This is a genomic window from Catenulispora sp. EB89 (assembly GCF_041261445.1).
Lineage (GTDB): Bacteria > Actinomycetota > Actinomycetes > Streptomycetales > Catenulisporaceae > Catenulispora.
In genome coordinates this window covers 428795-442263 of record NZ_JBGCCU010000001.1, presented here as the reverse complement: position 1 = coordinate 442263, position 13469 = coordinate 428795, and the positions used below count along the sequence as shown (strand labels likewise).

The 13469-nt window shown below is 69.8% G+C and carries 12 protein-coding genes; 4 read left to right on the top strand and 8 right to left on the bottom strand.

Going from position 1 to position 13469, the window contains the following annotated elements; translation table 11 throughout:
- Nucleotides 1-2: 2 nt before the first annotated feature.
- From ABH920_RS02090 to ABH920_RS02065, 6 genes are all read right to left on the bottom strand, one after another.
- Entirely contained in the window at nucleotides 3-776 is a 774-nt protein-coding gene (locus ABH920_RS02090) for a sugar phosphate isomerase/epimerase family protein (RefSeq protein ID WP_370346114.1), read from the bottom strand.
- Nucleotides 773-2671: a DUF2264 domain-containing protein gene (locus tag ABH920_RS02085; protein ID WP_370346112.1), complete on the bottom strand. Its 1899-nt coding sequence runs from the start codon at nucleotides 2669-2671 to the stop codon at nucleotides 773-775. Before ABH920_RS02085 ends, ABH920_RS02090 begins: the two co-directional genes overlap by 4 nt.
- Nucleotides 2671-4371, bottom strand: a complete 1701-nt coding sequence (locus ABH920_RS02080) for a heparinase II/III family protein (RefSeq protein WP_370346110.1) — start codon at nucleotides 4369-4371, stop codon at nucleotides 2671-2673. The genes ABH920_RS02085 and ABH920_RS02080 overlap by 1 nt, the downstream gene beginning before the upstream one ends.
- 66 nt (nucleotides 4372-4437) lie before the next feature.
- Nucleotides 4438-6108 carry an extracellular solute-binding protein gene (locus ABH920_RS02075; protein ID WP_370346108.1) on the bottom strand — a complete coding sequence of 557 codons (1671 nt, stop codon included), beginning with the start codon at nucleotides 6106-6108 and terminating at the stop codon, nucleotides 4438-4440.
- Between the two features lie 14 nt (nucleotides 6109-6122).
- Nucleotides 6123-7022, bottom strand: a complete 900-nt coding sequence (locus tag ABH920_RS02070) for a carbohydrate ABC transporter permease (RefSeq protein WP_370346106.1) — start codon at nucleotides 7020-7022, stop codon at nucleotides 6123-6125.
- The gene (locus tag ABH920_RS02065; protein WP_370346104.1) at nucleotides 7019-7978 is read right to left on the bottom strand and encodes an ABC transporter permease; all 960 of its coding nucleotides are present in this window, start codon (nucleotides 7976-7978) and stop codon (nucleotides 7019-7021) included. Before ABH920_RS02065 ends, ABH920_RS02070 begins: the two co-directional genes overlap by 4 nt.
- Nucleotides 7979-8197: 219 nt before the next feature.
- Between ABH920_RS02065 and ABH920_RS02060 the strand changes: the two genes are divergently transcribed.
- The gene (locus ABH920_RS02060) at nucleotides 8198-9220 is read left to right on the top strand and encodes a hydroxyacid dehydrogenase (RefSeq protein WP_370346102.1); all 1023 of its coding nucleotides are present in this window, start codon (nucleotides 8198-8200) and stop codon (nucleotides 9218-9220) included.
- A gap of 23 nt (nucleotides 9221-9243) precedes the next feature.
- A complete protein-coding gene (locus ABH920_RS02055) occupies nucleotides 9244-10083 on the top strand; it encodes an alkaline phosphatase family protein (protein ID WP_370346100.1) in 840 nt (279 codons plus the stop codon).
- A 10-nt stretch (nucleotides 10084-10093) separates the two neighbouring features.
- On the opposite strand, the gene ABH920_RS02050 is transcribed toward ABH920_RS02055, so the two are convergent.
- Nucleotides 10094-10921 carry a hypothetical protein gene (locus ABH920_RS02050; protein WP_370346098.1) on the bottom strand — a complete coding sequence of 276 codons (828 nt, stop codon included), beginning with the start codon at nucleotides 10919-10921 and terminating at the stop codon, nucleotides 10094-10096.
- A 208-nt stretch (nucleotides 10922-11129) separates the two neighbouring features.
- On the opposite strand from ABH920_RS02050, the gene ABH920_RS02045 reads away from it, so the two are divergent.
- Complete coding sequence (locus ABH920_RS02045) at nucleotides 11130-12491, top strand: magnesium transporter MgtE N-terminal domain-containing protein (protein ID WP_370346096.1); 1362 nt, start codon at nucleotides 11130-11132, stop codon at nucleotides 12489-12491.
- Nucleotides 12492-12995: a DUF1003 domain-containing protein gene (locus ABH920_RS02040; protein WP_370346094.1), complete on the top strand. Its 504-nt coding sequence runs from the start codon at nucleotides 12492-12494 to the stop codon at nucleotides 12993-12995. It abuts the gene before it with no gap.
- A gap of 83 nt (nucleotides 12996-13078) precedes the next feature.
- Here the strand turns inward: ABH920_RS02040 and ABH920_RS02035 are convergent, their stop codons facing one another.
- The gene (locus ABH920_RS02035) at nucleotides 13079-13435 is read right to left on the bottom strand and encodes a glyoxalase (protein ID WP_370346092.1); all 357 of its coding nucleotides are present in this window, start codon (nucleotides 13433-13435) and stop codon (nucleotides 13079-13081) included.
- Nucleotides 13436-13469 lie beyond the last annotated feature (34 nt).

Below are 13469 nucleotides of genomic sequence, written 5' to 3'. Positions count from 1 at the left end.
CCTCAGCCGAAGACCGGCTTCACCTTCAACGCCTCGGCCAGCGGCACCGCCTCGGGGTGCCACTTGGACTCCCACTCCAACGACACCCAGCCCTCATACCCCAGCTCCCGCAACGCGGCGTAGAACTCGGGCAGCGGGATCGTGCCCTCGCCGAGCGGCAACGGCGTCCGCTCCTCCGGCGACAGCACGTCCTTCACCTGCACGTGCCGCAGATACGGCGCCAGCACTTCCTTCGTGACGGCGATCGGCTCGCCGGTCCGCCACGGATGCATGACGTCCCAGATCGTCCCGACATCACCGGAAACCTGCGACAGCACCCGCGCGATATCCACACCCTGTGGATGACTGTCGTGAGTCTCCAACAGAATCGTGACGCCTTCGGGCAATTGCGCCGCAATCGCATTCAATCGGCGCACAGCGCGCGCGTCCGCCTCCGTCCCGGGCTCCTCCGCGCCAGGGAAGACGCGCACGAAAGGCGCCCCCAGATCCCGAGCGAGTTCCGCGTGCGCCAACGCATCCGCGACGCACTCGTCGTCGCCGACAGCACCGCTGGCCACTTTGACATATGAAGCAACCGCCAACACCGTGACGCCGCCGGACTCCAGCAACTCCCGCGCGGCGGCCCGCTCATCCACAGGCAACCCGATATGCACAGGCTCGTCATCGGCAGCGCGCAGCTCCAGCCCGAGCCACCCTGTGGACCGCGCCAGCTCCACGACATCCGCCAACGGCATCCCGGAGCAGCCCAAGGTGGAGAACGCCAACGGCCAACTCATTCCGCGACCCCGTCTCCGCCATCAGCTCCGCCATCGACATCGTCGTCGGCACCGTCATCAGGAAGCCGATACACCATGACCTTCGACAGATAACTCACCGTGCCGCCAGGATGCTCGGCCGTCAGATACGGCGTCGCCGAGAAGGCCCCCAGCGCGTTCGCGCCGAGTTCGGTGTCCACACCGGCCGCGGTCCACGTGCTCAGGCCCTCGATCCGCGACATCACCCCGAGATCGTTGACCGCGAACGCCCCGGGCAGCTTCTCGTTCTCGCCACGCAGGGGCTCTTCAGGTCCCGCGACCGGATACCCGCCCTCGCGCACCGTCCAGCCGGCCGGCGCCGTCACCGAGTGCTCCCGGGTCTCGACACCGTCCTTCACCGACACCCTGGTCGAGATCCGCGCGCCCTCGATCGGCAGCACCGCGCCGTCCGGCTCGGCCTCGAAGCCCGGGACGTGCTCCGACGAGACGGACCCGTCGGCCGTCGCACCCGGCTCGATCACGGCCCGCGAGGATACCCGGCCGTCCGGCGCGATCAGCGCGACGTGGTTCCCGACCCGCTTGGCCCACGCCTCCGGCGCGGTGTCCGGTGCGGTCACCGTCGAGAACGCCAGCGGCGAGTAGAACACGTCGGTGTGCGGGGCGAACGGCGGCGTGTGGTGCCAGGCCTTGTCGCTGCCGTGGTTCAGCAGCCGGACCACGCCGTCGTCCTTGGTCCCGCTCAGCGCCCAGCCGACCGGCGCGATAGAGGTGTCGAAGTTCCCGACCTCCACCGGCAGCGGCGACTCCGGCGCCGTCCACACCCTGTGGTCGGCCGGGAGCATCAAGCCGATGAAACCCTTCGAGGCCCAGTAGGGCGAAGCAGGGCCCGAATAGTTCTGCACCATCGGCAGGAACGGCTCGTGCCACCCCAGGGTCAGCAGACCGCGCGCATCCGGCGCCCCGTGCTCGGCGAAGTGCTTCAGCACGCCACTGGCCGCGCGCCGCGAAAGCCCGGCGTCGTAAGGGGAACAGTCGAACATCTCCCCGACCCAGATCGGCGCGGCGGCCGCGAACCGGTACGTCAGCGACCGGCCCTGGTGGATCGGCGCGCCGTCGGAGCCGAAGAAGTCGAAGTAGCGCTCCAGGAACTGGCGCAGCCGGTCCCGGTAGACCTCGCGCGCCGCGAGCGCCCGCTCACCCCGCGCCCCGCCCTCGGCCATCTGCGTCCACACCAGCGGATACAGGTGCATGGCCCAGCCGATGTAGTAGTCGAAGTTGCGGCCGGCGCCGTCGGTGTACCAGCCGTCGCCGACGTACCACTCCTCGGTCGCGTCGAGACCGCGAAGGATCTCGGACTCCTCATATCGCGCGCCGATCGAGGACAGGAACTCCTCGGTCACCGTCTGGAACAGCATCCAGTTGTTCGGCCAGGTCGGATTGCCGATGAACTCGCCGAGCCAGTCGGCGACGAGCCCCTGGGCCCGCGGGTCCAGCCGGTCCCAGAGCCATTCGCGCGTGTAGTGGAGTCCCAGCGCGATCGAGGCCGCCTCGACCATCGGCTGCCCCGGCCGGCCCTGCGGGATCCGAGGCCAGGCCTCGGGATGCGAGGCGTCCGCACCGGCGGCGAGGCCCGAGGAATACCGGGCGATCAGGTCCTCGGCGACCGGCCCCTGGCCCCGGTCGGCGACGATCCGCCACGCCGCGAGCAGGAAGGTGCGGGCGAAGCCCTCCAAGGCGTCCGAGTCGAAGCCCGAGACGCTGGGCCGGCCCGGCAGCTCGAAGCGCGCCGAACTCGGCGAGGCGAACGGTTTCAAGGAGTCGAGCAGGTAGTCGGCCTGCGCGAGCCAGTGGGCCCGCGTCCAGCCGGTGTGCTCGGACAGGTTCCGGTCCTCGGGGACATCCAACGCGCCGGCCATCAACGCTCCTTGCTCGCGACGGTGAACACGGACTCCAGCCGGCTGCCACCAGCCTCAAGGGAGCATCGTAGCCGAATCCGGAAAACGCTTTCCAGCTCTCCGCGATGACCGGTGGTCTCGACGGTCTCCAGCGCGGGAGCCATCGCGACCGGCCCGCTCCACGTGAGGACGCAGCACGCCTTCTCGCCTTCCCACACCACGCGATCGGCCTCGACCGCCGGCCGGATCCGGCTGATGAAGACCTCCTCGAAAGGCATCGGGCGGTCGGTCTCGATCCGGTCGACCACGACCAGGCTGCCGTGCCGCTGCCAGGTGAACCGGCGGCCGACGGCGAGCAGCCCGGGGACTTCGTACGCCGAGGTCAGGTCCAGGGTGAGGATCGCACCCTGGCCGGTCTCGGCGAAGCGCTCGACCTTCGCGGCGTACTCGGCGCCCGGCAGCTGCCCCCGGCCGTCGATCAGCGGGATCGAATGGCCCTCGGCCGCGGTATGAACGTCCTTATACCGGTCGGGCCCGAAGTAGGCGGCGTTGTACTCGCCGGCGCCCAGATCCATCAGCAGCGTCTCGCCGTGACCGCGGAGGATGAACTGCCCGACGTCCAGATGGTTGTGGAACTCGTCGTTGTGCCCGCCCTTGGCCGCGAACTCCGCCTCGCCGCCGCGGTCCACGACCCAGGCCAGATCCGGCAGATACGCGACGCCCGGTGCGGTCGGCTGGTCCAGGACGCGCTCGGTCGTCCACTCGATGTTCTTGGCGAGGTGCGGCCAGCGATGGCAGAAGTCCGACGCGAAGCTCGGCACGGCCGTCAGATACGGCACCGGCACCCCGAGCCGTTCGACCAGCCGCGACATCAACCCGGTCGGGATCTCCGCGGTCTCCGAGCCGTCGGAGAAGCTCGGGAACCGGCCGTCGCCGAATCCGACCCGGGACGGGAACGCCGCGATCTCGCGGATCTTCTTGTCCAGCAACAGATCCGGACCGCCGTGCTCGCGCCACGCCTCGGCGAAGTAGGCGAAGTACCCGAAGCCGTAGACCCAGTAGTCCATGCCCTCCGAGCAGCCGCCGTCGTCCGGGTAGTGCTCGATGAAGCGGCGCAGCGACTTCTGCGCGCGCTTCAGGATCATGGCCAGCCGCTTGGCGTCGTCCGGGAAGAAGGCCAGCGCGGCCATCCCGACGCCGCCGGCGACCACCGCGAGCCAGTTGTTGGTCATGCTCTCGAAGGCCATCGGCCGCTGGTCGTCGGCGAACGGGATGAAGACCCGGTCCAGCAGTTCCTCGCGGCAGCGCATCGTCACGTCCTCGGGCAGCTGCTTCCCGAAGCGGCCGATCAGCTCGGCGACGCTGTGCGCGGTCTCGGCCGCGAACAGGTCGACGCAGCGCCGCATGTCCCCGTCGCGGGCGTGGTAGACGTGCGCGGGCAGGGCCCAGGTGTACTCGTCGCAGACCCGCCACAGCTCGTCGGCCAGGACGCTCAGCACGTCCGCGCTCACGACACCGTCCGCGCGCACGTCGAACATCGCCGCCGCGCCGGCCGCGACCAGCCGTCCGCGCCGTTCGAAGTAGGGATGCTCGTAGCCGTAGCGGTGTCCGGTGTCACCGAACTCGCGGTAGAGCGTGAACGTCAGCTCGGGCGCGGCGGACCCGGCCGCCCTCGCCACGACGTCGCGGACTTCGTCTTCCAGGGCGGCCAGGTAGTTCATGCGCAGATCATCTCAGCTGTGGGTCTGTGTCTAATTGTGGATCTGTGTCTAATTGTGGGTCTGTAGCTAATTGTGGGTCTTCGCGAATTCGGCCCCGAGCTCGGCCGCGATCTGGTCGCCGCCGCTGCTCTTCCACTTCTTGATGACGTCGTCCCACGACGACAGCGCCGCCTTCCCGGTGATGATCTGGTTCATCCCGTCCTGGATCTGCTGCAACAGCGTCGGCCACTGCTTGTTCCGGGTCGCGGACTGGATGCCCAGGCTCGGGTCCGGCACGCCGAGCGGCACGATGTCCACCTGCGCCTGGTAGCAGCGCTTGGCCGCCTCCGGCTCTCCGGCGAGGTAGTTCACCAGCGGGGCGGCCATGACGTACTTGAACGGCACGTTCACCGAGTTCTCGATCTTGCCCAGGTCGGTCGGCTTGGACGGACCGCCGTCGGCGCCGCGGGTGAAGTGCACGCCCTCGATGCCGTAGTTGATCAGCTCCCACTCCTTGGAGCCGAAGGGCGCCGCCAGGAAGTTCAGGACGCCGAGCAGCATTTTGATCCGCTCCGGCGACGCCTTCTTCAAGGCCGTGTAACCGAAGTAGCCCGGCGTCAGCCACGGGGTCGCCTTGGCACCGGTGCCGGCGTCGAAGGGCCGGACGAAGTCGACCTTCCACTTCTCGTTCACGGCGGTCGCGTAGCCGCCGAAGCCGCCGAACCCGTCGGTGGTGCTGACGTAGGTACCGTTCTGGAAGTCGGTCTTGCACTGCGTGCTCGACACCGTCAGGGCAGCCGGGTCGTAGAACCCCTTGCCGTACCAGTCGGCCATGGTCGCCAGCGACGCCTTCATCGCGTCGGTGCCGTACGCGGTGGTGAACTGGCCGTTGGCCAGCGACCACAGGTTCGGCGTGCCGTGCACCCCGGAGTGCGTGAGGTACCCGAACGAGGCGACCTTGTTGGTCCCGAGTGCGAAGTGGCCCTGGGTGTTCAGCTTCTGCAGCCCCGCGGTCAGCTCCGCCTTCGTCAGGCCGCCCGGCGTCGGATTCCAGATCCCGGCCTGCTGGAACAGGTCGGAGTTCGCGAAGAACGAGTTCCCCAGCCGTGGCCGGTGGATCGGGATCGCGTAGAAGTCGCCGCCGACACGGCCCACCGAGTCCCAGCTGTACGGCGGGATCGCGGCCAGGTTCGGGTAGGCCTTCGCCCCCGCGTCCCCGGACAGGTACTGGCCCAGCGGCTCGCACTTGGCCTGCAGGAACTGCGCCTCGTTCGGCAGCTGGTACAGGCCCAGCATGATGATGTCCGGCAGGTCCGAGGCGGCCATCATGGCGCCGAGCTTGGTCTGCCAGTCGGCGTCGGTGACCATCGTGAGCTCCAGGTCCACCCCGGCGGCGTCGTTGACGGCCTTCCACAGCTTGTTCTGGTCCGGACCCTTGGGCTGCGTGCCGTAGGTGACGATCAGGGCCCGCACCTTCGACCCGTCGCCGGGCTTGGTCGGCACCGACTGGACCAGGTTCGCCGGGTAGCGCAGGAAGGTGTCCTGCACGCCGGCCGCGGTGCCCGGCAGGTCCGGGTGCAGGCCGGCGACCGGCGTGTACGTCGGCCAGGCCATCAGCTTCTTGTCGACGTTGGACTGCGCGGCGCCCGAGGAGGTCTTGGACCCGCCGCAGGCCGCCAGGGCGGGAGCGGCGGCGGCCGCGACGGCGGCGGCACCGGTGGTGCGCAGGACGGTCCTGCGAGAGATCTGCTGCGGCATGACAGTGCGGCTCCTTAGCTCTTGACGGCGCCGGTCATGACGCCCTTGGTGAAGTAGCGCTGCAGGAAGGGGAAGGCGGCGGCGATCGGCACGATCGCGATGACCACCAGGGCGGAGATCGCCTTCATCGGGGCGATGCCGGTGATGTCCACGCCGGCCTCGGCGTTGGGGTTGTTGCCGGCGATGACGAAGCCGCGCAGCACCGTGGACAGCGGGTTCAGCGAGCCGCCGTTGGTGTAGAGCATCGCCCGGAAGTAGTCGTTCCAGTAGCCGACCGCGTAGTACAGGCCGACCACCGCGATGATCGCCTTGGACAGCGGCAGCACGATCCGGAACAGGGTCCTGAGATCCCCGGCGCCGTCCAGCCGCGCCGCCTCGTACAGCTCCTCCGGGATGCCCTGGAAGAAGCCGCGCATGATGACCAGGTTGAAGACGTTGATCATCACCGGGACGAACAGCGCGGCCAGATGGTCGAACAGGTGCAGGTCGGTGACCACCAGGAAGCTCGGGATCATGCCGGCCGGGAACAGGAACGTGAACAGGACGGCCAGCAGGATCGGCTTGCCGGCCAGCACGTTCGGCCGGGACAGCGCGTAGGCCAGGAACGTCGTCGAGGCCAGGCTCAGCGCGGTGCCGAGCACGGTCACCAGGACCGAGACCCACAGCGCGTGGCCGATGGTCCCGCCCTTGAAGACGTTGGTGTAGGCGGAGAAGTCCAGCTCGTCCGGCCACAGCGACCAGCCGCCGTTGGCGTTCACCTTGGCGTCGGAGGACACCGAGGTGGCGAACACCAGCCAGAACGGCACCGCGATCAGTGCCAGGATCACCACGACCGTGGCCGCCTTCAGCGCGCTGACCGCCGGCCGGGGCCGGCCCATCCACGCCGGGCGCAGATTCGAGCTCTCGACGCTCACTGGTAGACCCCCTGCTCACCGAGCTTGTGCGCGACCTTGTTGGCGCCGATCACCAGGACCATCGCCACCAGCCCCTTGAGCAGGCCGGCGACCGCCGCGACGGAGAACTGGCCGCTGCCGACGCCGTGGTTGTAGACGTAGGTGTCGATCACTTCCGCCGCGGCCGGCGTGAACGTGTCGCGCTGCTGCATCACCTGGTCGAAGCCGACCGACAGGATGTCGCCGACCCGCAGGATCAGCAGCAGCACGATGACCGGCCGGATCGAGGGCAGGGTGACGTGCCAGGTGCGGCGGGCCCAGCCGGCGCCGTCGAGCGAGGCGGCCTCGTAGAGCGAGTCGTCCACCTGGTACAGCGCGGCCAGGAAGATGATCGTGCCCCAGCCGCAGTCCTTCCAGATCAGCTCGATCAGCATCATCGGCTTGAACCAGGAGGGGTCGCGGAAGACGTTGACCACGACGTGGTGGCTGTCGTGGGTCAGGAAGCTGTTGACCATCCCGGACGGTCCGAGCACCTGCACGAACAGCCCGACCACCACCACCCACGAGATGAAGTGCGGCAGGTAGACGAAGCTGACCACCAGCTTGCGCACCCAGTTCCGGCTCAGGCTGAACAGGAACATCGCCAGCGCCAGCGGTACCGGGAAGAAGAAGACCAGCTGGATCAGGGCCAGTTCGAAGGTGTTGCGGACCGCGTGCCAGAAGTCCGGGTCGGCGAACAGCGTCGAGAACTGCTGGAAGCCGACCCAGGCGCTGTCCTTGATGCCGACGAAGGGCACGTAGTCCTTGAAGGCGATGATGTTGCCGAGCTGCGCCGCGTACTGGAAGACGCCGAAGTACAGCACGCCCGGGAGCATCATCAGCAACAGGACCTTGTCCCGCCGGAAGCGGGCCCAGCGGGTCCGGTCACGGGGCTTGGCCGCGGATGACGTGGCGGCTGCGGCGGCCGTTGCGGCCATGCGGTACCTCCCAACCTCTGGAGCATTCGGTCTGTGGAGCGTTTTCTTGCGACGGGACGCGAACCTAAAACGGTTACTGTCCCGCGTCAAGCAATCGACGTCAGCGTGGCCGACTTGTGATCTCACGTGACGTGGACGTGGCCTTCTTGACCGCGCACCTTCGACGACCTACGCTCCGGGAGCTACGAAAACGGTTACCTGAACTGAGAGGGAGACTCGATGGCCGACCGCGCCGCCGCGTTCTTCGCCATGCGCCCGGACGTCGCCGACGCGGCGTTCCCCGCCGCGCTGCGCGCCCGGCTCGACGCCGTCGTCGAGATCGACCACGGCCTGGTCGTGACCGACTTCGCGGAGCCGCGCGCCCGGCGGGCCCTGGCCGGCGCGGAGGTCCTGCTGACCGGCTGGGGCTGCCCGATGCTGGACGCCGAGGCGCTGGACGCGGCGCCGAACCTGCGCGCGGTGATCCACGCGGCGGGCTCGCTGAAACACCATCTGGGCCCGGATTTCTGGGCGCGCGGCATCCTCGCGTCCTCGGCCGCGGACGCCAACGCCTATCCGGTCGCGCAGTTCACGCTGAGCGTGATCCTCTTGGCCGGCAAGCGGACCTTCGCGATGGCGCGGCAGTACGCCCGGGGCAGCTACAAGCCGTCCGCGACCTCGCCGCGGTTCGGCAACGTCGGCCGCACGGTCGGCGTGGTCGGCGCGTCGCGGATCGGCCGGCTGGTGCTGCCGATGCTGGCGCGCGAGGGCTTCGAGGTGCTGCTCGCCGATCCGACGCTGAGCGCCGCCGAGGCGGCGGCGCTGGTGCCGGCGCCGTGGTCGGTGCGGCTCGTCGAGCTCGACGAGCTGCTGCGGCGCAGCGATGTGGTGACCCTGCACGCACCGTCCCTGCCGGAGACGCACCACCTGCTCGACGACCGGCGGCTGGCGCTGATGCGCGACGGCTCGGTACTCGTCAACACCGCCCGCGGCGCCCTGATCGACACCGAGGCGCTGGTGCGGCACTGCGCCGGCGGCCGGATCGACGCGTTCCTGGACGTCACCGACCCGGACGAACCGCTGCCGCCGACGCATCCGTTGTTCCTGCTGCCGAACGTGGTCGTGACACCGCACCTGGCCGGGGCGATGGGGACCGAGGTGGCGCTGCTCGGCGCGTACGCGGTGGCCGAGGTCGAGCGGTACGTGGCGGGGCTTCCGCTGCTCGGCGCGGTCGGTGAGGATGATCTCGCGCGGATCGCTTAGCCGACTCACAACCCAGGGGAGACATGAGCACTTCACGCGTACTGGTCATCGGGATCGACGGCACCCGCCTGGACTTCCTGGAAGCCGAGCCGACACCGAACATCGACCGGATCGTCGGCGAGGGCTTCCTGGCCCCGGTGTGGATCGAGGACGGCACGCCGACGGTGTCAGGACCCTGCTGGGCCACCGCCGTCACCGGAACCACGATCGACCGGCACAACATCAGGAGCAATGACTTCGCGGGGCACCGTCTGGCCGACCACCCGGACTTCCTGACCGTGCTGACGCGCGATTTCGGCCTGCACACCTATCTCGCGATCGGCGCCTGGCCGCCGCTGGCCACCACCGCCGACCACGGCCCGATGTTCGCCGCGCCCTCCCGCCTGAGCTTCGCCACGTTCGGGCAGTCGGCCCCGGGCTGCGACCGCGGCGACGAGGCGGTCACCGGGGACGCCGAGCGCGTGCTGGCCGCCGAGGACGTCGCGGCGGCGTTCGTCTACCTCGGCGTGAATGACGCCACCGGCCACGACCAGGGCTGCGGGGATCTGTACCGGGCCGCCATCCGCCGCACCGACGCGCGGGTCGGGCGGCTGCTGGCGGCGGTCGCGTCGCGGCCGGAGCGGGCCGGGGAGAACTGGACCTTCATCCTGGTGACCGACCACGGCCAGGTGCTCGAAGGCGGCCACGGCGGCGGCAGCGAGGCCGAGCGGACCGCGTGGATCGCGGCGTGCGGTCCGGGCATCGAGGGCGGCGCGGACTACGGGACGCTGCGGCACGTTGACGTCGCGGCGCATGTGTACGCGGCGCTGGGGGTCGAGCCGGAGATCGTGCTGGACGGCAAGGCCTTCGCCTCGGTGGTGTGACGGATCGCTGCTACTTCGCGATCTTCGCTATGTCGACGACCTGTCCCGGCGGCGGCGGGTTGAGCGTCACCGGGGTGCCGTAGTCCATGAAGTCCAGCGTCCCGCCGCCGGGCGGCAGCACCCGCTCCAGGTAGGGCTCGCCGTCGATGGCCACGTACACCCGGGTGTCCTTCGCCCCGGACAGCACGATCGACTTGGTGCCCCGGATGTCCTTCTGGCCGTCCTTGCCCAGCGACCCGATGCCCTGCATGATCTGCGCCAGCAGCTGGCGCGGATCGGTGAGCGAGGCGAAGGTCTGGTACTGCGCGTCGGCCGGGCCGATGTGCAGGTAGTTGATCTGCATGGCGGTCACCGCGATGCTGTTGTCCGAAGAACTCTGCCCCGCGCTCGGGCTGCCGCCGGACGACGGCGAACCGGAGGTCGAGGGGGCCCCGGCCGCGCTGGGCGCCGGCGAGGTGTCGCCGAGCCGTGACAGCACCGAGCGGTAGAACGCCTGGTCGCCCTTCACGTAGACGTCCGGCCCGACCCGCAGCAGCTCGATCACCTCGCTGCCGATGGTGACGGTGCCGGAGGCGCCCTTGTCCTTCTCCAGCCGCAGGTCCAGCGCGACCTGCTGGGCCCCGGAGGTGAACTGGCCCTGGATGTGCACGCTGCTGGCGTTCAGCACCGCGTCCTCGGCGGTGGCGACGATGGATCCGGCGCCCTTCTTGGCCACGCCGTTGGTACCGGTGGATCCGCATCCGGCCAGCGCCGCCACGGCCGCGACCAGCGCGGCTCCTGTTCGGACGGCGGTTCCTCGGGACGTGCGCACGATGCTCCAGTCGATCGGTGTCGCCACGAGACTAGACGGTCGGCGAACGCGGCGGGGAAGGAGTAGCGGAGTCGGCCACGCCGGTCCCGGAACCGGTAGCCTGATCACATCATCGGACCTGGGAGGTCGCACAGTCGGCGGCGTTTCAGTGAGCCCGTGTGGCAGCACATTCACCATGACCACCGGTAGTCGGCGCCCCCACCGCCGGCGACGTCGACCGGATGCGGAGGTTGACTTGAGGGCCCTGTCCCGCGTTTACGTCTCCCACCTTGCGGGACGCTCCGTGTTCGACGCCGACGGCGAGCCGGTCGGCCGGATCCGCGACATCGTGGTCAGCATGGGCGCCGGCGACAGCGCGCCGCGCGTGCTCGGCCTGGTGTTGGAGATGCACGGCCGGCGGCGGGTGTTCCTGCCGATCGGCCGGGTCACCTCGATCGAGAACCAGCAGGTGGTCTCCAGCGGCCTGGTGAACATGCGGCATTTCCAGCAGCGCCCCGGGGAGACCCTGGTGCTCGCCGAGCTGCTGGACCGCCGGGTGACGCTGAAGGCCACCGGCGAGACCGCGACCGTGCGCGACGTGGCCCTGGAGCCCGAACGCGCCGGCAAGGAGATGGCGGTCACCAAGCTGTTCGTGCAGAAGGCGGCCAAGGGCGGACTGCGGCGCCGGGGCGAGACGCTGACCGTGGACTGGGACGCGGTCCAGGGCCTGGAGGTCTCCGGCGTGCAGGGCGCCGCGGAGCTGGTCGCGGCCCTGGACAAGCTGCACGCCGCGGACCTGGCGCAGGTCATGCACGAGCTGTCGCCCAAGCGGCGCGGCGAGGTGGCCGCGGCGCTGGACGACGACCGGCTGGCCGACGTCATGGAGGAGCTGCCCGAGGACGACCAGGTGGAGATCCTGGGCGAACTGGAGTCGGAGCGCGCCGCCGACGTGCTGGAGGCGATGGACCCCGACGACGCCGCGGACCTGCTCGGCGAGCTGAGCACGGACGAGGCCGAGCGGCTGCTGGCCCTGATGGAGCCGCAGGACGCGAACCCGGTGCGGCGGCTGCTGTCCTACCGCGAGGACACCGCCGGCGGCCTGATGAACTCCGACCCGATCATCCTGCTGCCGAACGCGACCGTGGCCGAGGCGCTGGCGCTGGTCCGGGACGAGGAGCGGACGCCGGCGAACGCCTCGCTGGTGTTCGTCACCCGCGCGCCGACCGAGACGCCGACCGGCCGCTACCTGGGCGCCGTGCACATCCAGCGGCTGCTGCGCGAGCCCCCGATGGCGCTGGTGTCGGCGGCGGTGGACGTCGAGCTGGAGCCGCTGGCCCCGGACGCCCCGCTGAACGAGGTCACGGCGTACATGGCGACGTACAACCTGGTCGCGGCCCCGGTGGTGGACGCCGACGACCGGCTGCTGGGCGCGGTGACGGTGGACGACGTGCTGGACCACCTGCTGCCCGACGACTGGCGGATGCGGCCGGGCGGCCACCCGCACGACGAGCTGCCGCCGGAGGCCCGCGAGGTCGTGGAGCTGCTGGAGGAACAGGACGGCGCGGACGGCACGACAGCCGGCCGGAACCGGGCCGGAACCGAAGCAGGGGAGCGATAAGTGGCGCGCGAGTACATCCCGCCGCGGCTGGACCAGCCCCGGGGACGGCGTCAGGTCTCGTTGAAGCCGTCGTTCGACCCGGACGCCTTCGGCCGGGTGTCGGAGACCATCGCACGGTTCTTCGGTACGGCGCGGTACCTGGTGATCCAGACCGTGCTCGTCATCGTCTGGATCGGGCTGAACATCCTGGTGATCACCAAGGCGATCCGCTGGGACCCGTATCCGTTCATCCTGCTGAACCTGGCGTTCTCGACGCAGGCCGCTTACGCCGCGCCGCTGATCCTGCTGGCGCAGAACCGGCAGGCCGAGCGGGACAAGGTGCAGATCGCCGAGGACCGGAACCGCGAGGAGATGTCGATCGCGACGATGGAGTACCTGACCCGGGAGATCGCCTCGCTGCGGATGGCCGTCGGCGAGGTCGCCACCCGCGACTACGTGCGCGGCGAGCTCCAGGCTCTGCTCAAAGAGTTGGAAGAGCGGGCGCGGGACATCCCCCGGGACTAGTGCCGGGGGTTCGCACTTGGGGTTCGCGCTCGGCGGGCGCGGCTCAGGAGTGACGCTTCGGGAGCCGCGCCGGGGTCCGGCCCCTACTGCTGGATGAACTCCAGGCGGTTGCCGTGCGGGTCGAAGGTGTGCAGCCGCCGGCACTCGGGGATGGTCAGGTCCCAGGTGAACTCGTGGCCGGCCGCGGTGAGCGCGGCGACCAGCTCGTCGATGTCGGTGACCAGGATCGCCGGATGCGCCTTGCGGGCCGGGATGAACGGCTCCTCGACACCGGTGTGGATCTCCAGGCCGCCGGCCGCGAACCAGCAGCCGCCGCGGGCCGCCAGGACCGGCGGCTTGGGCAGCTCGGTCATGCCGAGGACCCCGACGTAGTAGGCCCGTGAGATGTCCTCGGCGCCCTTGGGAACAGCCACCTGAGCGTGATGGAGTGCAGCGAGCATCGTCATTCTCCCCTCGGAATCACTCTCTCCAGAA